The organism is Bacteroides sp. AM07-18 (assembly GCF_003602695.1).
Taxonomy (GTDB): Bacteria; Bacteroidota; Bacteroidia; order Bacteroidales; family Bacteroidaceae; genus Bacteroides; species Bacteroides uniformis.
Genome location: NZ_QTLM01000003.1, coordinates 100,440 through 126,957, shown reverse-complemented (window position 1 = coordinate 126,957; position 26,518 = coordinate 100,440). Strand labels below are relative to the sequence as shown.

Annotated in this window: 28 protein-coding genes; 11 read left to right on the top strand and 17 right to left on the bottom strand. The window is 46.5% G+C overall.

Annotated elements, in window-relative coordinates; all coding sequences use genetic code 11:
- Positions 1-25: 25 nt before the first annotated feature.
- Genes DW096_RS06395 through recA form a run of 3 tightly spaced genes read left to right on the top strand, consistent with a single transcriptional unit; the run spans position 26 to position 2,774 of the window.
- Positions 26-1,219 (top strand): saccharopine dehydrogenase family protein, encoded by a 1,194-nt coding sequence (locus DW096_RS06395; RefSeq protein WP_005831761.1) that lies wholly within the window; start codon positions 26-28, stop codon positions 1,217-1,219.
- Between the two features lie 52 nt (positions 1,220-1,271).
- Positions 1,272-1,718, top strand: a complete 447-nt coding sequence (bcp, locus tag DW096_RS06390) for a thioredoxin-dependent thiol peroxidase (RefSeq protein WP_118930881.1) — start codon at positions 1,272-1,274, stop codon at positions 1,716-1,718.
- A gap of 18 nt (positions 1,719-1,736) precedes the next feature.
- Positions 1,737-2,774, top strand: coding sequence for a recombinase RecA (gene recA, locus DW096_RS06385; protein ID WP_005831765.1), 1,038 nt, complete (start codon positions 1,737-1,739; stop codon positions 2,772-2,774).
- Between the two features lie 67 nt (positions 2,775-2,841).
- Here recA and DW096_RS06380 read toward each other — a convergent pair whose 3' ends face one another.
- The 4 genes from DW096_RS06380 to DW096_RS06365 all read right to left on the bottom strand — a co-directional run bounded on the left by DW096_RS06380 (position 2,842) and on the right by DW096_RS06365 (position 5,053).
- On the bottom strand, positions 2,842-3,552 hold the full coding sequence (locus tag DW096_RS06380; RefSeq protein ID WP_005832692.1) for a DUF4252 domain-containing protein: 711 nt from the start codon (positions 3,550-3,552) through the stop codon (positions 2,842-2,844).
- Between the two features lie 6 nt (positions 3,553-3,558).
- Positions 3,559-4,083 carry a hypothetical protein gene (locus DW096_RS06375; RefSeq protein WP_118930882.1) on the bottom strand — a complete coding sequence of 175 codons (525 nt, stop codon included), beginning with the start codon at positions 4,081-4,083 and terminating at the stop codon, positions 3,559-3,561.
- Entirely contained in the window at positions 4,064-4,579 is a 516-nt protein-coding gene (locus DW096_RS06370; RefSeq protein ID WP_022401984.1) for an RNA polymerase sigma factor, read from the bottom strand. The genes DW096_RS06375 and DW096_RS06370 overlap by 20 nt, the downstream gene beginning before the upstream one ends.
- 129 nt (positions 4,580-4,708) lie before the next feature.
- On the bottom strand, positions 4,709-5,053 hold the full coding sequence (locus tag DW096_RS06365; protein ID WP_005832695.1) for a helix-turn-helix domain-containing protein: 345 nt from the start codon (positions 5,051-5,053) through the stop codon (positions 4,709-4,711).
- A gap of 160 nt (positions 5,054-5,213) precedes the next feature.
- Between DW096_RS06365 and DW096_RS06360 the strand changes: the two genes are divergently transcribed.
- Both DW096_RS06360 and DW096_RS19710 read left to right on the top strand, forming a co-directional pair.
- Positions 5,214-5,801 carry a hypothetical protein gene (locus DW096_RS06360; protein ID WP_005832696.1) on the top strand — a complete coding sequence of 196 codons (588 nt, stop codon included), beginning with the start codon at positions 5,214-5,216 and terminating at the stop codon, positions 5,799-5,801.
- A 2-nt stretch (positions 5,802-5,803) separates the two neighbouring features.
- Positions 5,804-6,115: a transcription termination/antitermination NusG family protein gene (locus DW096_RS19710; RefSeq protein ID WP_005832697.1), complete on the top strand. Its 312-nt coding sequence runs from the start codon at positions 5,804-5,806 to the stop codon at positions 6,113-6,115.
- Here DW096_RS19710 and DW096_RS06350 read toward each other — a convergent pair.
- The 3 genes from DW096_RS06350 to DW096_RS06340 form a co-directional block, all read right to left on the bottom strand.
- Complete coding sequence (locus tag DW096_RS06350) at positions 6,103-7,125, bottom strand: YeiH family protein (RefSeq protein WP_009038126.1); 1,023 nt, start codon at positions 7,123-7,125, stop codon at positions 6,103-6,105. The genes DW096_RS19710 and DW096_RS06350 overlap by 13 nt on opposite strands.
- Positions 7,126-7,238: 113 nt before the next feature.
- Positions 7,239-8,126, bottom strand: a complete 888-nt coding sequence (locus DW096_RS06345; protein ID WP_035448955.1) for a LysR family transcriptional regulator — start codon at positions 8,124-8,126, stop codon at positions 7,239-7,241.
- A 14-nt stretch (positions 8,127-8,140) separates the two neighbouring features.
- Positions 8,141-8,737 carry a DUF6621 family protein gene (locus DW096_RS06340; protein ID WP_025836268.1) on the bottom strand — a complete coding sequence of 199 codons (597 nt, stop codon included), beginning with the start codon at positions 8,735-8,737 and terminating at the stop codon, positions 8,141-8,143.
- Positions 8,738-9,280: 543 nt separating this feature from the next.
- Between DW096_RS06340 and clpB the strand changes: the two genes are divergently transcribed.
- Positions 9,281-11,875 (top strand): ATP-dependent chaperone ClpB, encoded by a 2,595-nt coding sequence (gene clpB, locus DW096_RS06335; protein ID WP_005832699.1) that lies wholly within the window; start codon positions 9,281-9,283, stop codon positions 11,873-11,875.
- 85 nt (positions 11,876-11,960) lie between these two features.
- Here the strand turns inward: clpB and DW096_RS06330 are convergent, their stop codons facing one another.
- The 5 genes from DW096_RS06330 to nusB form a co-directional block, all read right to left on the bottom strand.
- The gene (locus DW096_RS06330) at positions 11,961-12,392 is read right to left on the bottom strand and encodes a DUF5606 domain-containing protein (protein WP_005832700.1); all 432 of its coding nucleotides are present in this window, start codon (positions 12,390-12,392) and stop codon (positions 11,961-11,963) included.
- A 109-nt stretch (positions 12,393-12,501) separates the two neighbouring features.
- Positions 12,502-13,110, bottom strand: coding sequence for a dephospho-CoA kinase (gene coaE, locus DW096_RS06325; RefSeq protein ID WP_005832701.1), 609 nt, complete (start codon positions 13,108-13,110; stop codon positions 12,502-12,504).
- Positions 13,100-14,116, bottom strand: a complete 1,017-nt coding sequence (locus tag DW096_RS06320) for a YbbR-like domain-containing protein (protein ID WP_005831792.1) — start codon at positions 14,114-14,116, stop codon at positions 13,100-13,102. Before DW096_RS06320 ends, coaE begins: the two co-directional genes overlap by 11 nt.
- A 15-nt stretch (positions 14,117-14,131) precedes the next feature.
- On the bottom strand, positions 14,132-14,467 hold the full coding sequence (gene yajC, locus DW096_RS06315; protein WP_005831794.1) for a preprotein translocase subunit YajC: 336 nt from the start codon (positions 14,465-14,467) through the stop codon (positions 14,132-14,134).
- 38 nt (positions 14,468-14,505) lie between these two features.
- Positions 14,506-15,432, bottom strand: coding sequence for a transcription antitermination factor NusB (nusB, locus tag DW096_RS06310; RefSeq protein WP_005831796.1), 927 nt, complete (start codon positions 15,430-15,432; stop codon positions 14,506-14,508).
- Between the two features lie 219 nt (positions 15,433-15,651).
- Between nusB and DW096_RS06305 the strand changes: the two genes are divergently transcribed.
- The 5 genes from DW096_RS06305 (at position 15,652) to DW096_RS06285 (ending at position 19,032) form a co-directional block, all read left to right on the top strand.
- Positions 15,652-16,059, top strand: coding sequence for a PUR family DNA/RNA-binding protein (locus DW096_RS06305; RefSeq protein ID WP_118930883.1), 408 nt, complete (start codon positions 15,652-15,654; stop codon positions 16,057-16,059).
- Positions 16,060-16,197: 138 nt separating this feature from the next.
- Positions 16,198-16,788, top strand: coding sequence for a 50S ribosomal protein L25/general stress protein Ctc (locus DW096_RS06300; protein WP_005831799.1), 591 nt, complete (start codon positions 16,198-16,200; stop codon positions 16,786-16,788).
- A gap of 261 nt (positions 16,789-17,049) precedes the next feature.
- Positions 17,050-17,613, top strand: a complete 564-nt coding sequence (gene pth, locus DW096_RS06295) for an aminoacyl-tRNA hydrolase (RefSeq protein ID WP_005831801.1) — start codon at positions 17,050-17,052, stop codon at positions 17,611-17,613.
- Positions 17,610-18,029: an RNA-binding S4 domain-containing protein gene (locus tag DW096_RS06290; RefSeq protein ID WP_005831803.1), complete on the top strand. Its 420-nt coding sequence runs from the start codon at positions 17,610-17,612 to the stop codon at positions 18,027-18,029. The genes pth and DW096_RS06290 overlap by 4 nt, the downstream gene beginning before the upstream one ends.
- A 16-nt stretch (positions 18,030-18,045) precedes the next feature.
- Positions 18,046-19,032: a Gfo/Idh/MocA family protein gene (locus DW096_RS06285; RefSeq protein ID WP_035448963.1), complete on the top strand. Its 987-nt coding sequence runs from the start codon at positions 18,046-18,048 to the stop codon at positions 19,030-19,032.
- A 21-nt stretch (positions 19,033-19,053) separates the two neighbouring features.
- Here the strand turns inward: DW096_RS06285 and DW096_RS06280 are convergent, their stop codons facing one another.
- The 5 genes from DW096_RS06280 to hisG all read right to left on the bottom strand — a co-directional run bounded on the left by DW096_RS06280 (position 19,054) and on the right by hisG (position 26,234).
- Complete coding sequence (locus DW096_RS06280; RefSeq protein ID WP_118930884.1) at positions 19,054-21,324, bottom strand: cation:proton antiporter; 2,271 nt, start codon at positions 21,322-21,324, stop codon at positions 19,054-19,056.
- Positions 21,325-21,500: 176 nt separating this feature from the next.
- Positions 21,501-22,649, bottom strand: a complete 1,149-nt coding sequence (gene hisB / locus DW096_RS06275) for a bifunctional histidinol-phosphatase/imidazoleglycerol-phosphate dehydratase HisB (protein WP_057281685.1) — start codon at positions 22,647-22,649, stop codon at positions 21,501-21,503.
- A 132-nt stretch (positions 22,650-22,781) separates the two neighbouring features.
- Positions 22,782-23,822 (bottom strand): histidinol-phosphate transaminase, encoded by a 1,041-nt coding sequence (gene hisC / locus DW096_RS06270; RefSeq protein WP_044467623.1) that lies wholly within the window; start codon positions 23,820-23,822, stop codon positions 22,782-22,784.
- A gap of 45 nt (positions 23,823-23,867) precedes the next feature.
- Positions 23,868-25,181, bottom strand: coding sequence for a histidinol dehydrogenase (gene hisD, locus DW096_RS06265; RefSeq protein ID WP_044467624.1), 1,314 nt, complete (start codon positions 25,179-25,181; stop codon positions 23,868-23,870).
- A gap of 201 nt (positions 25,182-25,382) precedes the next feature.
- Complete coding sequence (gene hisG, locus DW096_RS06260; protein WP_044467625.1) at positions 25,383-26,234, bottom strand: ATP phosphoribosyltransferase; 852 nt, start codon at positions 26,232-26,234, stop codon at positions 25,383-25,385.
- Between the last annotated feature and the right edge of the window lie 284 nt (positions 26,235-26,518).

The following is a 26,518-nucleotide window of genomic DNA, read 5'->3' as shown; positions in this document are numbered from 1 at the left end:
TAATATAATAATATAGTACAAAGAAATGGGTAAAGTTCTTATTATCGGTGCAGGCGGTGTAGGTACCGTTGTTGCGCACAAAGTGGCTCAAAATCCTGATGTGTTTACAGAAATCATGATAGCCAGCCGCACCAAGTCCAAATGTGACGCTGTTGTCAAGGCAATCGGTAACCCGAACATCAAAACCGCCCAGGTAGATGCCGACAGCGTGGACGAACTGGTAGCACTCTTCAATAGTTTCAAACCCGAAATCGTCATCAACGTAGCCCTCCCCTACCAAGACCTCACCATCATGGAGGCTTGTCTGCAAAGTGGAGTCAACTATCTGGATACCGCCAATTATGAGCCGAAAGATGTTGCCCACTTTGAATACAGTTGGCAATGGGCCTATAAGAAACGCTTCGAAGATGCCGGACTGACCGCCATCCTCGGTTGCGGTTTCGACCCGGGAGTGAGCGGCATCTATACTGCATACGCCGCCAAACATCATTTTGACGAAATACAATATCTGGACATCGTAGACTGCAATGCCGGAAATCATCATAAAGCATTCGCCACCAACTTCAATCCGGAAATCAATATCCGTGAGATTACACAGAACGGCCGCTATTATGAAAACGGAGAATGGGTGACAACCAAGCCGCTGGAAATCCACAAAGACCTGACTTATCCGAACATCGGTCCGCGCGACTCCTACCTGCTTTATCACGAAGAACTGGAGTCTCTGGTGAAGAATTTCCCCACCATCAAGCGTGCACGCTTCTGGATGACGTTTGGACAAGAGTATCTAACCCACCTGCGCGTTATCCAGAACATCGGCATGGCACGCATAGACGAAGTGGAATATAACGGCATGAAGATTGTTCCGCTGCAATTCCTGAAAGCCGTCCTCCCCAACCCGCAAGACCTGGGCGAAAACTACGAAGGCGAAACATCCATCGGTTGCCGCATCCGCGGACTAAAGGATGGCAAAGAGCGTACCTACTATGTATATAACAACTGTAGCCACCAGGAGGCCTACAAGGAAACCGGTATGCAGGGCGTAAGCTATACCACCGGTGTGCCCGCCATGATTGGTGCCATGATGTTCCTCAAGGGATTGTGGAAAAAACCGGGTGTATGGAATGTTGAAGAATTCAATCCGGACCCGTTCATGGAACAGCTCAACAAACAAGGCCTGCCTTGGCATGAGATTATCGACGGAGACTTGGAAGTTTGAAATTAATGATTAAACATTAATCATTATCCACTAATCATTAAACATTAATAAAGTGAATATAGGAGATAAAGCACCCGAAGTATTGGGTATCAACGAAAAAGGTGAAGAAATCCGCTTGAGCGACTATAAGGGAAAGGAGATTGTACTTTACTTCTACCCCAAAGACATGACATCCGGCTGCACGGCACAAGCCTGCAACCTGCGGGATAATTATGCCGACCTGCGCAAAGCCGGTTATGAAGTCATCGGCGTCAGTGTGGACAGCGAAAAGTCACACCAGAAATTTATTGAGAAAAACAATCTGCCTTTTACCCTGATTGCAGACACCGACAAGAAGCTGGTAGAACAATTCGGAGTATGGGGCGAAAAAAGCATGTATGGCCGCAAATATATGGGAACGTTCCGCACAACTTTCATCATTAATGAAGAAGGTATTGTAGAGCGCATCATCACTCCGAAAGAAGTGAAGACCAAAGACCATGCGGCACAAATTTTATAATCATTAAACATTAACAACGTGGCAAAAAAAGACGAACTGAATTTTGAAAATGGCAGCAATCTGGCATCGGGCGAAAAACTGAAAGCCTTGCAGGCTGCCATGGACAAGATAGAAAAGAGCTTTGGTAAAGGCTCTATCATGAAAATGGGCGACGAAAGCGTCGAACAAGTAGAAGTTATTCCCACAGGTTCCATCGGCCTCAATGTGGCTCTTGGTGTGGGAGGATATCCCCGCGGACGTATCATCGAGATTTACGGCCCGGAATCTTCCGGTAAGACAACCCTTGCCATTCATGCCATCGCCGAAGCGCAAAAGGCAGGAGGCATTGCCGCATTCATTGATGCAGAACATGCTTTCGACCGCTTCTATGCAGCAAAACTGGGTGTGGATGTGGACAATCTGCTGATATCACAGCCGGACAATGGCGAACAAGCACTGGAAATCGCAGAGCAACTGATCCGTTCCTCCGCTATTGACATCATTGTAGTGGACTCTGTGGCTGCCTTAACCCCGAAAGCTGAAATTGAAGGCGATATGGGTGACAACAAAGTAGGTCTGCAAGCCCGGCTCATGTCACAAGCCTTGCGTAAACTGACGGCAGCTGTCAGCAAAACACGCACCACCTGCATCTTCATCAACCAGTTGCGCGAAAAAATCGGTGTCATGTTCGGCAATCCCGAAACAACTACCGGCGGTAATGCACTGAAGTTCTATGCCTCCGTACGTCTTGACATCCGTGGAAGCCAAGCCATCAAGAACGGCGATGAAGTAATCGGCAAGCAGACCAAAGTGAAAGTTGTGAAGAACAAGGTAGCTCCTCCTTTCCGTAGAGCGGAATTCGACATCATGTTCGGTGAAGGCATCTCCCGTGCAGGCGAAATCATTGACTTGGGTGCAGAGCTTGGCATCATCAAGAAAAGCGGCTCATGGTTCAGCTATAACGAGACGAAAATTGCCCAGGGACGCGACGCCGCCAAGCAGGTCATCCTTGACAATCCGGAACTGGCAGAAGAGCTGGAAGGGCTTATCTTTGCAGAATTGAGAAAAGACAAATAACAAAAAAACTTGCCAATAGAAAAACAAAACATTCTATTGGCAAGTTTCCCTAAAAGGTTACCGCTTCCTATTCCATCTTTTCCAAACGTTCTTCCAAAGCCTCCATGCTTTTTTCAAAACGTTTCCATGTATCGGTATCCATTTGTTCTTTCAGATACTTGTTGTCTTTCAGCTTGGCTACATTTTCCAGCCCTTTCAATGCCAGTTCTTGCGAATGCTTCAATTCTCCAAGCCAATCGCGGTTCTTCAACTTCTCTATCTCCGCCCAGTTTATATCCGGAAGCTGTATATTCACATTGTTCCCATTCCAGCTGGTATTCTGATACATCATGATATTCTGTATATCCTTCAAAGTCATATCACCTTCCAGATAAACAAATTTCAGAGTGGCTGCACCATCTACAATCATAATCAGCTCCTTCACCTTTTCCCCTTTACGGCTCATGTAGAATTCAGAACTGGAGACTGTTCCCTTCTGCTTCATCAGCAATTCATATCTGGAAGACTGCACCAAAGAACGAAGATCCTTACGCATTTCTTTCTTTACATTATTATCCATTGTAGAAAGTACCTGCACAGAGTTCAACTGTCCGGACACTTTCCCAATATAAACATCTTTAGTAAACAAGTTGGGATTCGTTTCTATCATTGCCTTGGATATGTAGACGGACGACACGCCTTTCATATCTCCATACTTGTTGAATAGGTTCTTCTGTGCCTGGCAAAGCAAAGGCAACATCAGCAGTACACCTGCCAAAATCATTTTCATTGTTTTCATATCAGATTATTGTTGAATTTCTTTTCTTACTTCCTGGTTCACCTTCGTTACGTCTATCCGCGTTTCCTCTATCTGCTCAATTCCCTTGTTCAGATTCGCAGACACCTCGATTAAAGTGGCCTGCAATGCCTTATAAGCAGCTTCCGGATCAGAGAAAGTGTCCTGAGGTGTAGGAGGACGCATATCCTCTCCCATGTTCGTAATGCCATAACCTACACCTACAAGAACCAGAATGGTGGCAGCAATACCTCCTATCCAGCGCCAATTACGTTTGGCCTTGTTCCGGTGGAAAAAACGTTGTTCCTCTTCAGCCTTTTCATCAATCATCCGGCTCAGTTTATCCTCCAATCCGGCGGGAACATTATCCACCACTTTCCCGGGAAAAAAGCTGAGAAAGAGTTTCTTGTCCTTCTGCAAGTGCTCGGGCACTTCTTCGGTTCTGAAAGCTTCCTTCAACAACTCTTCTTCCTGCTCGTTGGTATTCCCTTCATAAAATTCGGCGAGCAGCCTTTCAATTTCCTCGACTTTCATAGTTACTCCATTTATTAAATTCCTCACGTATCTTTTTTCTTGCCCGGGACAACAGTACACGGACATTGGTAGCATTCAATCCCGTGACCTGCTCTATCTCTTCATAAGAACATCCCTTGACATCACGCAACGTTACTATTTTCTGCTGTTGCACCGGCAGATGGGCAATGATGTGCCTTACCTGCTGCGCTTCATCCCTCACTTCAAAGTTATCTGCTTGAGACATATTATGCACTTCGGCCAACTCCACACTCTGTCTGCTCAAAGTATACTTTCCCGAACGAAGCAAATCAAAGCACATATTTTTCACCAGAGTAACGCTGAATGCTTCCGGATTACTGATAATGGCCAGTCCTTCCCGCTTGTCCCACAACTTCAGATAAGCTTCCTGCACCAAATCTTCAGCGTCGGCAGCATTCTCCAACAGCCTATAAGCTATGCAGTACAGCTTGCGATGATATGGCAGAAACTCTTTTTTAAAACTTTCAGCGTCCATGGGCTATTTATCAATAGTAGATTCCTGTTTATACCCTTCAGACGTAGGGGGAAAGGATTTTGTTACACGACCAGGAAGAAAAAATGGAAAAAAAATGAAAACACCAATAGCACCAGCCCAAGAGTGCGTTTATTTCAAGACATCAGCAATCCGCTTTTTAAGATTCAATTTTGCAATGTCTTCAGGCTTCAGCTCAAGCTCCACCAACACCTTCGCTGTGGAGAGTCTGTATTCCTGCTCTAACGTATCATAATTTATCTGTTCCTTATGAATGGAATACAACAAAGCAAAATCGTAGTTCAAGGCACGTGAGACATTATACAACGTATCCGTATCAACACTTTTTCTCGTAAGCATATAGTCTACACTTTGAGGCTTAACTTTCAGTCTTCGTGCAAGTTCCGCCTTGGTAACCTGCTGTTCAAGCATCACGTTCTTGATTATCTCTCCGATGTATATATTACTTTTTTCCATTTATATGAAGGTACAAATTAATCATTCATATTATAAGGAACACCAATACCAATTTGTCTGTATGTATCGTTCTTTTTATTCATAATTCGTTTGTTTTATCAAATATTTTATGATACTTTTGCAACATATTCATATAAACAAACAAATAATATCTGCTATCATGAATTTACTGACATGTATTCTCATAGCCATCCCTATCGGCATTATTTTTATTATGCTATGGATATACAATGACTACCGGAAATATAAGAAGAAAAATAAGCTGGCCATTTTGCTGTTTCTCCTATTTCCAACCACTTTATCTGCACAATACGTTGATGCGGGATGCCAAGTATCCTTTAAATGGCTGGAGAACCAAAAAGGGAAATTAGAGTATACAAAAGATGGGGTTACTTATAAGTTTATTCCAAACGACTCCCAATGGGAAATTATAATTCGCAACAACTCTTCAGAAGATATCCGAATAAACTGGGAAAATATGCAATTCATTGTGGACGGAAGAACCTCAGAAGTCAAATACCCCATACTGGCAGAAGCGGAAACTCCCTTTGCAATAATAAAAAGCCAGGCAGAAACAAGCCAAAAGATTGGTGTGACAACTTATACGACAAATAACTCTCAAATATACAACAAGAAAGATATTCGGAAAGGAAGGAATTCCTCCATTACCATTATCCTTCCCATATCTATCGGTAAGCACCCTCAATTCTTCACCTCTTTCGACTTTATCATCAAAAAAGTGAACTAACTATGACTTCTCAAGATATAAAAAAACAGCTGAAAGAACCACATTTCTGGAACATTGTATTAACTGGTCAGCACGCCGAACCGAGGACAAAAGCAACGCTGGAAGCAAAAGGTATCATAACTTGGCTTCCACTTGCTCCGGTCCGGCGTCAATGGGGAAGGATATTAAAAGAAATACACACCCCGGTTATCCCGAGATGTGTATTCGTCTATATATCCAATGAGGAAAGAAATACGTTGCAAAAATCCTACCGACTTCTTCAACCGGAAGTTATACTTCAAGAACTGCCGGACCGATGCAATCAGAACAAGTAGATATATGCCAACGTGCTCACACTAATCACTATCCACAACAAGGTGCCTTGTATCAAGGGCTTGATGCCTACTGCCTTCAGTACATCACGTGACAGAGAGGCACCGATAAAGAACAGAGTGATAGTCAGCGTCTTGCGGGCCAAAGAATTGATTCCCTCCCCAATCATGGCACCCGTTTCGGTAGTGCCCAGCACATAAGTATTGAAAATCATAGCCAGCACAAAGAAGAAGATGAACCAGGGAATACTGATTTTCTGTCCCTTACTCTTAAAGATGAACGAAGTTACCAAAGCCAAAGGAATAATCCATAAGGCACGTGTCAGCTTTATAGTCGTTGCCACCTTCAGGGCCTCCTCGCCATATGCGGCACCTGCCCCCACTACCGAACTCGTATCATGTATGGCAATGGCCGCCCATGTGCCGAACTCATGCTGGCTCATGTTCAAAGCGTGGCCTATCATCGGAAAAACAAACAATGCAATGGCATTCAATATAAAGATGGTGCCCAATGCCACAGACATCTCGCTATCCTTTGCCTTCAATACCGGACCCACAGCCGCAATGGCACTGCCTCCGCAGATAGCCGTACCGGAGCTGATAAGATAAGAAGTGTCACGGTCCACTTTCAGGAACTTACGTCCTATGAGCCAGCCTATGAGCAATGTCCCTACTACAGAAATAATCGTGAACTCCATTCCCTCCTTGCCCGAAGCCAGGGAAGCCTGCAGATTCATTCCAAATCCTAACCCTACAACAGAGTATTGCAATAGATACTTTGAAGTCTTCTTATTGAACTTCGGATGTGCCTGCCCACACAGCAATGCAAAGGCCAACCCCAAGAACAACGCCAACGGTGGAGTGACCCACGCCGAATAGGCATGCATACCGGGCACATAATCCAGCAGTAGAAAGAAGGAGAGGACAACCAGAAGAGATACATAAATAAATTTATTATTACTTTGAAGAAAAGGCATATTAATGCTTTTAGCCAAAACTCGATTTGAAGCCATACTGTTTATTTTACTATTATTACTAATGTTTATTCCTTAATTTTCCGGGTGCAAAGGTAGTTCTATTTTAGTACACCCGCCAATCGTTTCTACTTATAGACTATAACTTATTGTTATCGGGACATAAACATATAGTTCATAAAGGCTTGTGACAATCCTCCTTCCTGCCCTTGCAATTGGACAAAGCAGAAGTCGCGAAGCATGGGCATATCCTTTATCTCGACCACGCGGAAAGTGCCTGCCGCCAGTTCCTTGCAGATGGAACGGATAGACACGATTCCCATGCAATCGGAGTTTTCAAGAAAGAGCTTGATGCTTTCGGTACTACCCAGGTACATCAGTACATGGAGTGAGGAAAGCTTGACGCCGTGCTTCTGGAGTGAGCGTTCTATCACGTCCAGCGTACCCGAACCGCGCTCACGGAGCACTAAAGGAATAGCGGGCAAATCCTGGGGAGTAATCTCTTCGGGCAACTGCAAACGGCTTTTGGAATGGACTACCGCTACCAGTTCATCCTCAAGAAAAGTAGTGTACTTCAGATTGGGAAGGCGGAAAACCCCTTCCACCAATCCCAAGTCAATGCGGTGTTCCTGCAAAGCGGCTTCTATTTCCCGGGAATTTCCATTGAGCAAGGACAAGTTGACCTGCGGAAACTTGCCGATAAAACTGCCCAGCAACGGAGGAAGCACATACTGCGCAATGGTAGTGCTGGCTCCCAACTTGAGTTCGCCAATATATTCGTTATGTAACAAGTGCATTTCATATTCCAGCCGTTTATAGTCCTCCAATATCCGTTCGCAATGCTCCAAAAGCAGCCGGCCCGACTCGGTCAGACTGATTTTACTTCCCTGCCGGTCGAAAAGCCTCGTCTGGTAAGTGGCCTCCAGCTCCTGGATATGCTTGGTTATAGCCGGCTGACTTACAAACAACTCTTGCGAAGCCTTTGTAAAACTCAAGTTCTTGGCAACAGACTGAAACACTTTTAAACGGAAATCACTCATATACTTCTTATATCTTATAACTCGTCAGACTTGATGCCGAAAGCATGCGCCAAAGAATAGAACACCGGCTCCAGGCGGCAATACACCGGGCTCAGAGGTTCCTCCGTAATGAAGTACACAGCTTTGCCCCGTTCTTCCTCATTCTTGTCTTTGAAGAAACCCGCCAGCTTCTCCTCCACTCCATTACCATATACTTGATGGAAAGGCAACAGCATCAAACACTTCACATCTGCAGAATCAAGCGCCAGGTTCATCAGGTCAAGAAACAGCTCTTCGGTAGAGACTAAACCGGAAGAGGTGACGGAAGAAAATGCAAATTCGCCCAACGGCGTACGGCATGCCTGGTGATTCAGTTTATTCACATCGGATGGTTCACAACACTTCAGCACGTCCGCTGCCGGAGTATGCACCAGCAACACTTCCACCTCATTTTCTTGTTCTCTCAAGCCGGCGTCCAATGCCAGATAGCTCAACCATGCCGGCAGGTCAACATCGGGTAGCTTCCGTCCCAACTTACCTTCCAAAAAGTTCTTTGCACCATATACCACTTCATTCAGAAATGCAACATCTATCAATATCACATTTGCCGGAAACTTTATCTTATCCTCCATTATCTCCTATCTTAATACATAATTATACATAATGCTCCTCTGCAAGCAGAGCTCCGAAAACCTACCACACAGAAAGCACAAAACTTTGAAGCAGTAAAAGTACGACAAATTTATCAATAACTTGTATCATCCCAAGCAATTAATCTATATCTCCGAAGCGGAAAGAGAATATCCTTCCCCCACAACACGGAAACCTTGGAGCTGGAACACGAAGACTTAGCTACTAAAACATATAGGCCCTCACTACATAAGATGTGCATCTCGTACTACATGAGATGTACACCTCGTACTACATGAGATGCACATCTCATGCATGACATCCTTATTTGCCCTTCTCTTTAACCAATAGAGTTTAATACGAAAAGGAACTTTGCTCCAACTTCTTATCTAAAGAAGTAGAAAGAAACAAAACGACTGATTTACAGACAATTTGTCATTTTACATATTTTATATGCAGACAATTTGTCCGAAATGTGCCAATGGCAAATCTTTTGCGCCTTCCCAAGTGTTATGAAACTGATAAAATAGAAAGGAGAACAAAATATGAACTTTAACAACTTTACCATTAAAGCGCAAGAAGCGGTGCAGGAGGCTGTGAACCTGGTACAAAGCCGTGGACAGCAAGCCATCGAGCCCGTGCATGTGCTTCAAAGCGTGATGAAAGTGGGTGAAAATGTCACCAACTTCATCTTCCAGAAGCTGGGCATGAACGGTCAGCAGATAGCACTTGTACTGGACAAGCAAATTGATTCTCTGCCCAAGGTATCCGGCGGAGAGCCATACCTGAGCCGTGAAACGAACGAAGTGTTCCAGAAGGCCACCCAATATTCCAAGGAAATGGGTGATGAATTCGTCTCCCTGGAACCGGTACTGCTGGCTTTGCTGAATGTGAAAAGCACTGCATCCACCATTCTGAAAGATGCCGGGATGACGGAACGCGAACTGCGGGAAGCCATCAACGAACTGCGAAAAGGAGAAAAAGTAACTTCACAATCCAGCGAAGACACTTACCAGTCATTGGAAAAGTATGCCATCAATCTGAACGAAGCAGCCCGCAGCGGCAAACTGGATCCCGTCATCGGCCGTGACGAAGAGATACGGCGTGTCCTGCAGATTCTGAGCCGGCGTACCAAGAACAACCCGATTCTTATCGGTGAACCGGGTACCGGTAAAACGGCCATCGTAGAGGGACTTGCCCACCGTATCTTGCGTGGAGACGTCCCCGAGAACTTGAAGAACAAACAAGTCTACTCCCTGGATATGGGTGCACTGGTGGCCGGCGCCAAGTACAAAGGCGAATTTGAAGAACGTCTGAAGGCCGTTATCAACGAAGTGAAGAAGTCGGAAGGAGACATTATCCTCTTCATTGATGAAATCCATACCTTGGTGGGTGCCGGCAAGGGCGAAGGTGCCATGGATGCCGCCAACATCTTGAAACCCGCCTTGGCACGCGGTGAACTGAGGAGCATCGGGGCCACTACCCTCGATGAATATCAGAAGTATTTCGAAAAGGACAAAGCGTTGGAGCGCCGCTTCCAGATTGTCATGGTGAACGAACCGGACACGCTGAGCACCATCTCCATTCTGCGTGGTCTGAAGGAACGTTATGAGAACCATCACCACGTACGGATTAAGGACGATGCCATCATCGCCGCCGTAGAGTTGAGCAACCGTTACATCACCGACCGTTTCTTGCCGGACAAGGCTATCGACCTGATGGACGAAGCCGCCGCCAAGCTGCGTATGGAGGTCGATTCCGTACCGGAAGAGCTGGACGAGATTTCGCGTAAGATAAAGCAGCTGGAGATTGAACGTGAAGCCATCAAGCGCGAAAACGACAAGCCCAAGCTGGAACAAATCGGCAAAGAACTTGCCGAGCTGAAGGAGCAGGAAAACTCGTACAAGGCGAAATGGCAAAGTGAAAAGACCCTTGTCAACAAAATCCAGCAGAATAAGGTGGAAATAGAGAACCTGAAGTTCGAGGCCGACAAGGCTGAACGGGAAGGCGACTATGGCCGGGTGGCCGAAATACGCTACGGCAAACTGCAAGCGCTGAACCAGGAGATTGAAGAAACGCAGCAAAAACTGCACGAGATGCAGGGCGACAAGGCCATGATTAAAGAGGAAGTGGACGCTGAAGACATCGCCGACGTAGTATCCCGCTGGACCGGCATACCGGTAAGCAAGATGCTGCAAAGCGAAAAGGACAAACTGTTGCATCTGGAGGCGGAACTGCACCAGCGGGTTATCGGGCAGGACGAAGCCATCGAGGCCGTATCCGATGCCGTACGACGCAGCCGTGCCGGACTGCAAGACCCGAAACGTCCTATCGGCTCATTCCTTTTCCTGGGAACCACCGGTGTAGGTAAGACGGAATTGGCAAAGGCGCTGGCGGAGTTCCTCTTTGACGACGAGACAATGATGACCCGTATCGACATGAGCGAGTATCAGGAGAAACACAGCGTTTCCCGTCTGGTTGGAGCGCCTCCGGGATATGTGGGCTACGATGAAGGTGGACAACTGACAGAAGCCGTAAGGCGGAAACCGTATTCTGTCGTCCTATTCGACGAAATCGAGAAAGCGCATCCGGACGTATTCAACATCTTGCTGCAAGTGCTGGATGACGGACGTCTGACGGACAACAAAGGGCGTACGGTCAACTTCAAAAATACGATTATCATCATGACCTCCAACATGGGCAGCGGCTATATCCAAAGCCAGATGGAGAAGCTCAACAGTAGCAATAAGGAGCAAATCGTAGAGGAAACCAAAAAGGAAGTGATGAATATGCTGAAAAAGACCATCCGCCCGGAATTCCTGAACCGTATCGACGAAACCATCATGTTCCTGCCACTGACAGAGCCCGAAATCAAGCAAATTGTGGTGCTCCAAATCAAGAGTGTGCAGAAGATGCTTTCCGGTAACGGCGTGGAACTTGTTCTGACAAATGCCGCCATAGACTTCCTTGCCAATGCAGGGTATGACCCTGAATTCGGCGCCCGTCCGGTGAAACGTGCCATCCAGCACTATTTGCTGAACGACTTGTCGAAGAAGCTGCTGGCTCAGGAAGTAGACCGCAGCAAGCCTATTACAGTGGATGCCAATACCACTGACGACGGACTGGTTTTCAGAAATTAAAAGCAATCCGTATCCCCCAATAAAAGAGGCGATTCCCGACTATTGAGAATCGCCTCTTTTATTTTGTATTTCAATCCTTCTCCGATTACTCGGCCTTGCTTTCCTCCTTCGTTTCTGCCGCAGGAGTTTCTTCAAAATCCGTCATACCGCTTGCCACCAGCAAATTATACCAAACAATCAATTTCTTGATGTCGGACGGATATACGCGGTCGCGATCGAAGGTAGGCAATACCTCTGCCAGGTAAGCACGCAAGTCGTCAGCAGTAGCTTTCTTCAAATCCAGCACTACGGCAGCACCATTTTCCTTTTTCTTCATGGAAAGAAACACTTCCTTCAAAGGAACATCTTCCGTATCTGTATACATGGCGATATCGCCCAAAGAAATAATCTTCTCATTACCATAAGCAGGGAAACGCTTCTTGTCTGCAAGCGACTCTACAATCAACATATTTTTTCCCTGAGAAACAAGCTTATACAATCCCGGTTTACCGGAAATGGACAAAATAGTCTTCAACATAATATATTCTGTTTTGATGATTAGTAGTTATTTTTTTCGGGGGGCAAAGATAATGTAAGCCGAAGACAATACAAAATAAGCTTGCTTATTTTTATTGTTAAGGAGATGCCTATTTGCGTAACAGATAGTGCATTTTTTCAGATAGCGAACCGATTAGCTCTAAAACTTGCGGAATCAATGGGGTTTCGCCATCATTTACAATGACAAAATCTGCATATTTACGCTTTTCTTCGTCATTCATCTGGCTACGGATACGCTTTTCTATCAATTCGCGCGAGGAAGCATCCCGCCGGACGGCACGTAAAATGCGCACCTCTTCGGGCGCATAGACCATAACAATAGCATCCACTTCACCCGCAAACCCCGCTTCGACCAGAATGGCCGATTCTATACCGACAATGGGAAAAGCGGTGCGGCATTGTGTCCACCGCCTGAAATCCTCCTTTACACGAGGATGCACAATACAGTTGATTTCTTTGGCATGCTCCGGACTGCCGAAAAGATAAGACGCCAACAAAGGCTTGTTCAGCGTGCCACCGGCATACACTTCCGCACCAAGCAAAGCTGACAAATCCTCGCGGATCAATGAATCGGATGCCATCAGCCTTTTCGTTTCCAAGTCCGAGATATAGACGGGAACACCCAGCACTTCCAACAGCCGGGATACCATACTCTTTCCGCTACCGATACCACCGGTTATACCTATCTTAATCGCCATAATCAGGAGAAACTTGCTCTATCAGAAAATCCACTTGTGCCGGATTGAAGCGTACCTGGCTCACCCCTTTCGGCAGATTCTTAATCTTTACCGTATACTTGTCGGAACCCAGACGGAGCAGTTCCTCATAGGACACGTAAATATGAAAATCATCAGCGTTAATCTGCCTGAAATGACTCAGACCAACCTGAAACGTGACCTGCACCTTGGAAGGGAAAGCGCGCAGCACCTTGTCGGCAGGAAAGTTAACGCCACGCAACGGCACCTCCACTGTCTTTTCCGTATAAATATCCACCGGAAGCATCATCTCAATGGAAGAAGGCACAAACTTCACACCTTTCTGGATACGCAGGGGGACTTGCTGCCTCAAGGTATCCGATATATCTTCCAGCTTCACCGGTTGCGTATAGGCAACAGCAATCGTATCCAGCACGCCTTGCGGCGCATACACCAATACGGAATCGGGACTGAATATCGTATCCGAAAGATAATACTCACGTCCGGCACTCAGCGTGCCGCGCAGCTTCACCGGCACCAGTTTGGAGGCTCCCGTCGAATAGATGTACTCCAATGTATCCGGCTTCATGGAAAGCAGGCGGGTAGAGGCATTCAGCTGGTTCAGCACTTTCTTTTCAAACTGCGAGGGATATATCCTTACTTGATTATCCACGCCCTTATAATCGGCATAATCGAGAATAACGGGATAAAAGCTCTTTCCCAACATATAGTTGAGCAGTACCGTTCCCTTATCCTTTACCTTGATACGGAGTTCTGAAGCAGGTTCAGAGGTAATCACCACATTATTGGGCACTCCCTTCAGCCGCACCGGTATAGAAAAGTCCGCCTCATAGTCGTTGTTCAAGGTCTGCAAGAGCCAGAAGCCACCGGCTACAAAGAAAAAAAACAAAAAAATGAAGAACTCCCTGCTTTTATCGCTAAGCAGAAAGTCCTTCACTTCTCTTGATATCTTCAGATATGTACGTTGTATGTTCCTACGTTCAAACATAGGCTCACATTTCTATTATTTAGATGCCTGACTGCTGTTCGCATCAGCAGCTGCAGCAAAAATAGAATTCTTGTCTATACGAATCTTAACGTTAGAAGCGATTTCAAGCACCACATCATTGTCGTTGATTTCCTTGATAACACCATGGATACCACCAGCTGTGATTACTTTCTGATTCACTTGAAGCGATTTACGGAAGTTTGCTATTTCCTTTTGCTTCTTGTTTTGAGGACGAATCATAAAGAAATACATAATAACGAACATGGCTATCAGCATAATCCACATCATGCTACCACCACCGGCAGGGCCTGCAGCGGGAGCCTGCAGGAAGAATACAGTCATTAAGTTCATAAATACTCAGTTTTGGTTTCTATTATTAAACAAAGGTATTAGTTTTTCGTTAACTTACCTTCTTTTTTTAATTGATTAACTATTCCATCCAATGTACCGTTCACGAAGCTGCCACTTTTGGCCGTGCTGTAAACTTTGGCAATATCGACATATTCGTTCAACGAAACACTCACCGGAATGTTCGGGAAACTTAATATTTCGGCCAAGGCACACTGCATGATTACAACGTCCATAAAGGCTACACGGTCCAAGTCCCAATTGCGCGTGTTCTCGCTGATGAGGTGACGGTAATAGTCACAGTTCAAGATGGCACGGCGGAACAAACGGCGTGCAAATTCCTGGTCTTCCTCATCCTTGAACTCTGGTAGAAGTTCCTGATTGGCACCATTCTTCTCTTCAAAGCGCTTGATGGTTTTCAGTACGAAAGTATCCACAATCTCCTTGTCGTCATTCCAGTAGAGGCTCTGGTCTTCGAGCACATTGTCCAAGGCTTCGTTGTTGAAGACAAAAGTCTTATACAGCTTTCTCCACAATTCACGGTCGTATTCGTAAGAATTGTCCGAAGAAGCCATATATTCCTTATATATATCTGATTCCACAATTTTCTCATACAATCCCTTGACAAAGTCTTCATCATTGGCCCACGTGCGCTTTTGGTTGGCAATGAATTCCGTCAATTGTTTGTTCACTTCCAACTGGGCTATGAACTTGTTTTCCACAAATTTCATGTTGGGATACAGCTCCTCGGCAGTGGGAGCCAGCTTAGCTTTTGCCGCATCAATACGTTTTTGTGCGTAGTTCGTCAAAGCTATCATCAGCATCAGCAGGTAGTTGTAGAGGTCGTATGCCTTTGAAAGGCTAAAGAACAATTCTTTCTCCGCTGAGTCTAAATTTTTACTGCCATTCTGATAATAAGCATATACAATCTGTATAATCTTAAGACGAATAAGAACTCTGTTGATCATAATTCTAAAGTAAATACTAGTGTTTTAACAAGGCGCAAAAGTAGGCATTTTTAATGAGTTTACATAAATAAATCACATTTTTTAATGCAGATATTGATTATCCGGTCTTTTTCTTTTGACAGTTTAAAAAAAATCGTCAATTTTGAGCCCGATAAAGAGCTAAAAGCTACGAGATACAAGTTTTAAGGTGATAATATCAAAATTGAGACCTATTATAATATGGAAGACTTTAAGAAGAAAAACGCAGCGGACATGAACGACAAGGAGATTGCATTCTCCCAATCCATCAAAGCAGGTAAGCGCATCTACTATTTAGACGTCAAGAAAAACAGAAAAGACGAAATGTTTCTCGCCATCACGGAAAGCAAGAAGATTGTGATGGGCGAAGGAGACGACTCGCAGGTAAGTTTCGAAAAGCACAAAATCTTTCTATACAAAGAGGATTTTGAAAAGTTCATGAACGGACTTCAGCAAGCCATCGGCTTCATCCAGGAACAGCAAGGCTGCTATACAAGACATACCACTGACGAAGAGGCTGAAAGTCCCGAAACGGGAAAAGAAGAACTGCCGAAAGAGGAAAAAGCGTCTTCATTGGAAGGAGAAATCAAGATAGACATTGAATTTTAAGTTATAACCTTTTGATAATTCAAAAAGAAGCTGTACTTTTGCACCGCTTTTTTGCAACATCGTGTGGCAAGCCACATCGTGTGATGGTGAATTAAGCAAAAAATTTACTTAATTTAGAGTAACACAAAAATTTTTTAAATGAAATCAATTGAAGTAAAAGGAACTGCAAGAACTATTGCAGAACGTTCTTCGGAACAAGCAAGAGCTTTGAAAGCTATTCGTAAAAACAACGGTGTACCTTGCGTACTTTATGGTGCAGGTGAAAATGTTCACTTCACTGTACCTGCAGAGGGTCTGCGTAACTTGGTTTACACTCCGCACATCTACGTAGTTGACTTGGTGATTGATGGCAAGAAAGTAAACGCTATCATGAAAGATATCCAATTCCACCCCGTAAAGGATACTATCCTGCACGTTGACTTCTATCAAATTGACGAGGCTAAGCCTATCGTTATGGAAGTTCCGGTACAGATGGAAGGTTTGGCAGAAGGTGTTAAGGCCGGTGGTAAGCTGGTACTCCAGATGCGTAAGCTGAAAGTAAGAGCTTTGTATAACGTAATTCCTGAAAGACTGATTATCAACGTTGCCCACTTGGGACTTGGTAAGACTGTTAAAGTTGGCGAATTGCAATACGAAGGATTGGAATTGCTGAATGCCAAAGAAGCTGTTGTATGCGCCGTTAAGCTGACTCGTGCTGCAAGAGGTGCCGCTGCTGCTGCAGGCAACTAATCGATTCTTTTCAAGAAAGACTAAATATTCGGGAACGCGGATTAACGCAGCCAACGCAGATTTCATACTGATTTCCGCGGAAAGTTGCGATAATCCGCGTTCTTTTTACGGCTCACGAGAGTGTATAATTCACCACAGATTACACTGATTTGCACAGATAGACATCTTTGATTATCGGTACATTAAATTCATTCTGTGTTAATCTGTGTAATCTGTGGTGAATACTAGTTTTAACACCCTCATAAACAGGAAGCACTGACTATGAAATATTTAATTGTAGGATTGGGCAATATCGGCCCCGAATATCACGAAACCCGCCATAACATCGGATTCATGGCAGTAGATGCTCTGGCCAAAGCAGCGGGTGCCACTTTTACCGACGGACGTTATGGTTTCACCACAACACTGTCAGTCAAGGGACGCCAACTGTTACTGCTGAAGCCTTCCACCTTTATGAACCTCAGCGGCAACGCCGTACGCTACTGGATGCAAAAGGAAAACATTCCATTGGAGAATGTGTTGGTAGTGGTAGATGACCTGGCACTGCCTTTCGGCACACTGCGCCTGAAAGGTAAGGGAAGCGATGCGGGACATAACGGCCTTAAGCATATTGCATCAACGCTGGGCACCCAGAATTATGCACGCCTGCGTTTCGGCATCGGCAATGACTTTCCCCGTGGCGGACAGATTGACTATGTGCTGGGACATTTTACCGATGAAGATTGGAAAACAATGGGCGAGAGATTGGAAACAGCCGGAGAAATCATCAAAAGTTTCTGCCTGGCGGGAATAGATATCACCATGAATCAATATAACAAGAAATGAACGAAGCCAGAATTGACAAATGGATGTGGGCCGTGCGCATCTTCAAGACGCGTACCATAGCCGCCGAAGCCTGCAAAAAAGGACGCATCAGCATCAATGGCGCACTGGCAAAGGCTGCCCGTACGGTGAAACCGGGAGACGTCATCCAGGTGCGCAAGCCCCCCGTCACCTATTCCTTCAAAGTTCTGCAGCCCATCGAAAAGCGTGTTGGCGCAAAGTTAGTGGCCGAAATGATGGAGAATGTAACGACTCCGGAACAGTATGAACTGCTGGAGATGAGCCGTGTTAGCGGTTTCGTCAACCGTGCCAAAGGTACCGGACGACCAACGAAAAAAGACCGCCGGAGTCTGGAAGAATTTACAGAACCGGAATTTCTGGATGATTTCGACTTTGAATTCGATTTTGAGGAAGAGTAAAAATAAGGGAAAGATTATGAGCGAGAGAATAATTAAATGGGGATTCATCGGTTGCGGAGAAGTGACCAAATACAAAAGCGGACCGGCATTCCAGAAAATAGAGAACTCCGAAGTAGTGGCCGTCATGAGCCGAAATGGTGACAAGGCCAAGACCTACGCCAAGGAAAGAGGGATTCCTAAATGGTACGACGATGCCCAGGAGCTGATTGACGACGAAGAGGTGAACGCCGTGTACATTGCCACTCCTCCTTCTTCACATGCTACGTACGCCATCATGTCCATGAAGGCAGGTAAACCGGTCTACATAGAGAAGCCGATGGCTGTTACCTACGAAGAGTGCTGCCGCATCAACCGCATTTCCAAAGAAACGGGTGTTCCATGTTTTGTTGCGTACTACCGCCGCTATCTGCCCTACTTCCTGAAGGTAAAGTCACTGGTAGAGGAGGGACATATTGGCAATGTCATCAACATTCAAATCCGCTTCGCCCAGCCTCCCCGCGACCTCGACCATAACAAGGAAAACCTACCGTGGCGCGTGCAGCCGGACATTGCCGGCGGAGGATACTTCTATGACCTTGCGCCCCACCAGATAGACTTGCTGCAGGAAATCTTCGGATGTATCCTCGAAGCCAGCGGCTACAAGAGCAACCGTGGCAGACTATATCCTGCCGAAGACACTCTAAGCGCATGTTTCCAGTTTGACAGCGGACTGGTGGGCAGCGGCTCCTGGTGCTTTGTCGCCCACGAATCCGCCCGCGAAGACCGTATAGAAATCATTGGAGACAAAGGCATGATTTGTTTCTCCGTATTCACCTATGACCCCATTGCGCTGCACACAGAAAGAGGGCGTGAGGAAATCATTGTCGAAAATCCCACCTACGTCCAGCAACCGCTTATACAGGCAGTGGTAGACCACCTGCTGGGCAAGTCAGTCTGCGGCTGTGACGGTGAAAGCGCCACTCTGACTAACTGGGTAATGGACAAAATACTGAACAAACTCTGATTAGCGTTCATGGGGTAGACCTTACCCCATGTCGAAACCTTCACATTTCCGGCCGACCAGCTTGTACACATCGGCACTCTCGCCTACAACCCATACCACATCGCCTTCTACAAAAGGTTCATGCGGGTCGGGAGCATGCAGGGTCTCCCCTCCCCGCTCCACACCGGCAATCAGGCAGTGATACTTCTCGCGTATCCCTGCTTCCTTCAGGGTCTTGTTCAGGAAAGGAGACTGCCCGTCCACACAGAACTGGCGCAGAATCATCTCACTCTTCTCTATCACATCCGTATTCATGGCAGACACCTTATCCATCTCCTTGCCGAAGACGTTCAGTTCCTCGTCCGTAGCAATCACTTGTATCTTGTCCTGCGGGAAAAGGCGGACAGACGCTCCGGGAATATTAATCCGTTTCTTGCCCCGAAGGATGGAGACCACATGGATGCCGTATTTCTTTCCGAAATTCAGCTCCGCCAATGTCCTGCCCACCCATGCCGACTCGCCGGGGATTTCAAAATCCGTCAGGTGCAGGTCGCGCGACAGCAGACGTCCCGCATACTCCGGTTTCTTCTCTCCCATATACTCGGCACGCATGTCGCGGTACCGCAGATTCTGGAAGAATGTCCTCTCTATCATGATGGACTGCTTCTTCAACTGGCGGGAGAGTATCATTAAAGTCACCAGCAACACCGCCACTCCAAATACCAGTCCCACAGACATCTTGAACAAACCGGCTATAACGAACATGACAAACGAAACACCCAGCAGCAGACGCAGTACAATGGTAGCCACCAACGGCGCCCGGTTTCCACGGTTATCTTTCCATAAAGTCACGAACTCCTCCGAATGATTCTTTTTAATCATGATAGCACGCAGAAACGGAGCTATACACAGAATGATGATAAAGGCAGCCAACAAAGAGCCCCATACCCCGGGCAGACTGTCGTGCACGAAAGGCACCAGAAAACGGAACGCCAAAGCTATCACCGCCACGCAAATGATAGAATATACAACCGTAATCCTGACTAGTGCAAATATCAGTTTCTTCCACAGACTTTCATGGTTCATCGTCTGCGAACCTGAAGCATAACGGGTCAAGAACTTTCTCCATTTTTCCGGCAAATGCGTATCCACAAGATTGGAAGCGGGGCCTGCCAAACGAATCATATAAGGAGTAAGGAAGGTAGTGATGACAGACACCGCCACCACAATAGGATACAAGAAATGGCTGGTGACATGCAGCGACACGCCCAGCGAAGCTATAATAAAGGCAAACTCACCGATTTGCGTCAGACTGAAACCGCATTGCATAGCCGTCTTCAGCGGTTGCCCTGCCAGCAGCACGCCCAGCGTTCCGAAAAGGGATTGTCCGAGGATGACCGCCAGAGTAATCACGACAATAGGTCCCGCATACTCCACAATCATGGCCGGGTCTACCATCATGCCGACCGATACGAAGAAGATGGCGCCGAACAAGTCCTTGACCGGCTTCACCAGGCGCTCTATGCTCTCCGCCTCTACCGTCTCGGCAAGAATGGAGCCCATGATGAACGCGCCGAAAGCAGCCGAGAAACCCGTGTGCGCGGCCATCACCACCATACCGAAACAGAGTCCGAGAGAGACTATCAGCAAGGTTTCCTCGCTCATCAGCTTCCGGCACCGCTTCAGCAATCCGGGGATGAGGTATATCCCCACCACGAACCAAAGTATCAAGAAGAACAGCAGTTTGGCAATGCTCCCCAGCATCTCCGTACCCTCGAAGTTATGGCTGACTGCCATCGTGGAGAGCATCACCATCAATACGATGGCAAGAATATCCTCCAGGATAAGCACACTGAGCACCAGCCCCGTGAACTGTTTCTTGCGCATCCCCAAATCATCAAACGCCTTATAGATAATGGTAGTGGACGACATGGCAATCATACCGCCCAGGAAGATACAGTCCATCCGTTGCCAGCCGAACCCGGTACCTACCGCCACTCCCAACAATATCATACAAAAGATGATGGTACACGCAGCAATAATCGCCGCGCCTCCCACCTTCACAATCTTCTTGAAGCTGAATTCCAATCCCAGTGCAAACAGCAGGAAGATAACGCCTATATCCGCCCAGGTCTGTATATTAGCCGTGTCCATCACCGACGGTGTATAGGCCATGTGAGGGCTGGCAAGGAATCCTGCAACTACATATCCTAACACCAGCGGTTGCTTCAATTTCTTAAAAAGCAGGGTCATAATCCCCGCACAAATCAATATCAGAGCTAAATCAGCTATCAAAGGGGCTAAATGTGACATAACACTACTTATCTATTAATCAGAGATATACAACTGCAAAACTCTGCAATACATCTGCAGTAGCTCTGCAATACATCTGCAGTGGCTCTGCAAAAGCCTTGCAGCGTCACTGCAACTGCTTTGCAGCAACACTGCAAAAGGTATGCAGTAACTTTGCAGCAGTTGTCTATACGATTCTACAACACTCCTTTCGAGCTTGGCAGTTCAAAGTGATAAATATCCCTTTTCACCGCCATCTTCAGCGCACGTGCCAGCGCCTTGAAGATGCCTTCTATCTTATGATGTTCGTTCTGCCCTTCGGCTTTTACATTAAGATTCATCCGGGCGGCATCACTCAAGGACTTGAAGAAGTGCAGGAACATTTCCGTAGGCATGTCGCCTATCTTCTCGCGCTTGAACCCGGCATCCCATACCAACCACGGGCGACCGCCGAAGTCGAGGCACACCTGGCAGAGACAATCGTCCATAGGAAGGGCATAGCCGTAGCGTTCGATGCCGCGCTTGCTTCCTAAGGCCTGATAAAGGCAGTCGCCCAGAGCAAGAGCGGTATCCTCGATGGTGTGGTGCTCGTCCACTTCGAGGTCGCCTTTCACACGGATGGTGAGGTCCATGCCGCCGTGCTTGCCTATCTGCTCCAGCATGTGGTCGAAGAAGCCCAGTCCGGTCGCGATGTCACAATGCCCGTCACCATCCAGATTCAAGGATACGTATATATCTGTCTCCTTGGTAGTGCGACGTACTTCCGCCGTACGCTCACCGGCAAAGAGGAATTCGGCAACCTTATCCCAATCCCTGGTGGCGAGGGCGCAGTAATCTTCAAGTCCGTCACAAGCGGCACCGCCACCTTCGGAAACGGGTTTCAATGACGCCGTGTCATCTTGCAGAAGAATGGCGCGGCAGCCCAGATTCTTTGCCAGTTCCACATCCGTAGGCCGGTCGCCAATGACGAAACTGTGGGACAAATCGTAGTCCGGGTTATCGAGGTATTTGGCAAGCATTCCGGTACGCGGCTTGCGAGTCGGTGCATTGTCGTCGGGCATGCTGCGGTCTATGCAGATGTCGTCGAAGGTGATGCCTTCGCCTTCCAATGTCTTCATCATCAGGTTGTGTGCCGGCCAAAAGGTCTCTTCCGGAAAGGAAGTTGTGCCGAGCCCATCCTGATTGGTCACCATTACAAAATCAAAATCCAGCTTGCTGCGGATGAAGCCAAGATTGCGCATCACTTTCGGATAGAACTCCAGCTTCTCCAGGGAGTCCAGCTGATAATCAATGGGCGGCTCAATGACTAAAGTCCCGTCACGGTCTATAAAAAGTAGTTTCTTCATTTTAAAGGATATTTTTTTGAGGGAATAAAGGGAGTTATCGGGAGTTAGAAGGAGTTAGAGGCCGATAGTTCTTTGCATAAGCATTACTTATATAAAACAGCAGTATCGGCCTCTAACTCCCTTTAACTCCTTCTACATATATTCCTTCAGCGCTTCAATCAATTTTTCATTCTCCCCTCTCGTTCCTACCGTCACTCGCAGGCAATTTCCGCAGAGTGACACGGAATTACGGTTGCGGACAATGATACCCTTGCCTACCAGATAATTGTAAATCTTCACGGCATCCGTCACACGAGCTAGGAAGAAATTGGCATGGGAAGGGAACATCTTCACCGTACATGGCAGTGCGGCGAACTCGGCTTCCAGATTCTCCCGTTCTTCTTTCAGTGTCTTTACCCAACGTTCTATTTCATAATAGCGGTGAAGCATTTCCACTGCCTGCTTCTGTGTCAGCAGGTTCACGTTATAGGGATATTTTATCTTACTGAGGATGCCGATAATATCCGGTGAGGCAAATGCCATACCCAGACGGATGGCAGCACATCCCCATGCTTTGGAAAAGGTTTGCAGTACAATGAGATTCGGATATTGATTCAAATTTTCAAGGAAGGAAGGTGCCTCGGAGAAGTCATTGTATGCCTCGTCCAGTATCACCAACCCATCAAACCGGCGAATCAGCGTTTCAATTTCGCTACGGAGCAGGTCATTGCCGGTAGGATTGTTGGGAGAGCAGATAAAAATCAGTTTGGTATGCTCATCCGCAGCAGCCAGAAGCTTGTCGGCAGAGAACTGGAAATCCTCATCGAGCAGCACTTTACGGTACTCCACATCATTAACGTCAGCACAGACTTGATACATGCCGTAGGTAGGGTCGATGGCCACTACATTGTCCACACGGGGTTCACAAAAAGCACGGAACACCAAATCGATAGCTTCATCACTGCCATTCCCTAAAAAGATGGAATCGGGACTCACCTTTTTAATTCTAGACAATTCTGTCTTTAGCTCCCGCTGCATGGGGTCGGGATAACGGTTGTGCGGCATGTTATAAGGATTCTCGTTTGCATCGAGAAAAACGGATGCCGCAGCACCATTATATTCATCACGTGCTGAAGAATAAGGCTTCAGACGCCAGATATTCGGACGGGTAAGTTCTTGTAATGTTTTCACCATGTTATTTATGATTTGACAATTTACGATTAAAATTACTTTAAGCCATCAGCTCTCAATTTTCAACTTTCCATTTCCATTTTCCAACTGCCCCAGTCTCACACTCACAGCATTCTTATGCGCATCCAGCTGTTCATTGGCAGCCATCAGCTCGATGGCAGGGCCGATGATATTTAATCCTTCCGGCTTTATCTCCTGAAAAGTTATCTTGCGGATAAAGCTGTCGAGGCTGACACCGCTGTATGCTTTAGCATAGCCGTTTGTCGGCAGGGTATGGTTTGTGCCCGAAGCATAATCTCCCGCACTCTCCGGAGTAAGAGAACCCAGGAATACGGAACCGGCATTCACGATACGTTCTGCCACGGAAAGATAATCCTCGGTTTCTATGATAAGATGTTCGGGAGCATACGCGTTGGTCAATTCAATGGCTTCTGCCATGCTGTCCACTACAATCAGTTTGCTATTGGCAAGAGACTTTTCGGCAATCTCTTTACGTGGCAGTAAGGCCAGTTGGCGTTCCACTTCCACCTTTACAGCTTGTTGCAATTCGACAGAGGTCGTAATTAATATAGCCTGACTGTCCACTCCGTGTTCTGCCTGGCTCAACAAGTCGGCGGCGACAAAAATCGGATTAGCTGTTTCGTCAGCCAAAACTTCTACTTCCGAAGGTCCTGCCGGCATATCTATCGCCACATCACGCAAGCTCACAAGCTGTTTGGCAGCCGTGACATACTGATTTCCCGGACCGAATATCTTGTAAACCTTAGGCACACTTTCCGTTCCGTATGCCATAGCGGCAATGGCTTGTATGCCGCCAGCTTTGAAAATCCGGTTGACACCTGCCACTTTTGCGGCAAACAGCACAGCGGGATGTACCTTTCCGTCACGTCCCGGAGGGGTGCAGAGAACAATCTCCTTGCATCCGGCAATCCTGGCGGGAACGGCCAGCATCAGTACCGTAGAAAACAGCGGAGCCGTTCCTCCGGGGATATACAATCCCACCTTTTCTATGGCAACCGCTTTCTGCCAGCAGGTCACCCCCGGCTGAGTCTGCACTTTCTTGCCCTCAAAGCGTTGTGCGGCGTGGAAAGTCTCGATGTTCTGCTTTGCCAGGCGAATAGCTGCTTTCAAGTCTTCACTCACCAGGTTTTCCGCTTCCTGCTGTTCCTCTTCCGACACTGCCAGCGAGGCCAACACCACTTTATCAAATTTTTCTTCATAATCCAGCACAGCACGGTCTCCCTCCTCCTTCACACGGTCAATAACACTCCGCACCGTATCAAACAGATTCTCCGTATTCATCACCGGACGTTTCAGAATCTCTTGCCACTGGGATTTATCGGGATTACTAATCAATATCATAATGACATGTTTTTAAAGATTTATGCATAAACCATGATATTATTGGAGGTGTGTCAAAACTCTCTGAAGACTTTCTATTAGGCGCTGATTACGCGGATTTCACGGATTCATTTTACCGATTCCGCGCTATTTCGCGTAATTCGTACCTAATGTCGTAACATAAAGAAAGCGTTTATATACTTTTGACACATCCTCGAGGCTTTAAATTATCATTTTCTCAATCGGCAGCACCAGAATGCCTTCTGCCCCCAGCGCTTTCAGCTTTCCGATAATCTCCCAGAAACACTTCTCGTCGAGCACCGTATGTACCGAGCACCAGCCTTCTTGTGCCAAAGGCATTACCGTGGGGCTCTTCATGCCCGGAAGTACAGAGACAATCTCATCCAGTTTCTCTTTCGGGGCATTCATCAGCACATATTTCTTATCTTCGGCTGTCTTCACGGCATCCATACGGAACAACAGCTCCCTCAATATCTCTTGCTTTTCCTCGCTCATGTTCTTGTTGCCAATCAGTAGCGCTTCGGACTTCATCACAACCTCCACTTCCTTCAAACGGTTGCTCACCAGCGTAGAACCGGAACTTACAATATCGAAAATAGCATCTGCCAGACCGATGCCCGGCGCCACTTCTACCGACCCCGTAATGACGTGTATCTCCGCATTCACCCCATTCTCTTTCAAAAAGCCGGAAAGGATACCCGGATAAGATGTCGCAATCTTCTTTCCGTGAAACCACTTCACCCCCGGATACTCAATATCCTTCGGCATGGCAAGAGACAGACGGCATTTGCTGAATCCCAGACGCTTGATTATCTCCGCATCCTCATTCTTCTCAACAAATTCATTCTCACCCACAATGCCTATATCAGCCACCCCAGTAGCCACAGACTGCGGAATGTCGTCATCCCTCAGAAACAACACTTCAAGAGGAAAGTTTGACGACTGCACCAACAACGAGCGCTTCATGGCACTCAACTTTATATCCGATTCTCCCAAAAACGACATGGTCTCGTCATACAGACGACCCTTAGCTTGTACTGCAATTCTTAACATAAGGTTATTTACTATTTTACGATTTACTATTTACTATTTTGAATGAGATGACAGAAAACAAAACGAGGCTTACCAATATTCGGTAAGCCTCGTCTGTTATGTCATCTGTTGTACATATACACTCATACGCCCACCGAGTTATTCGTTAGGATGATGATGGTGATGATGTGCAACGATATTCTTCATATTTTTTGGATTTTAATGCGACAAAAGTAAACTAAAAGTTTGAAACTCCAAAAGATTTATCACAAAAAGTTTATTTTTTCTTTCAAATTCATCTTAGT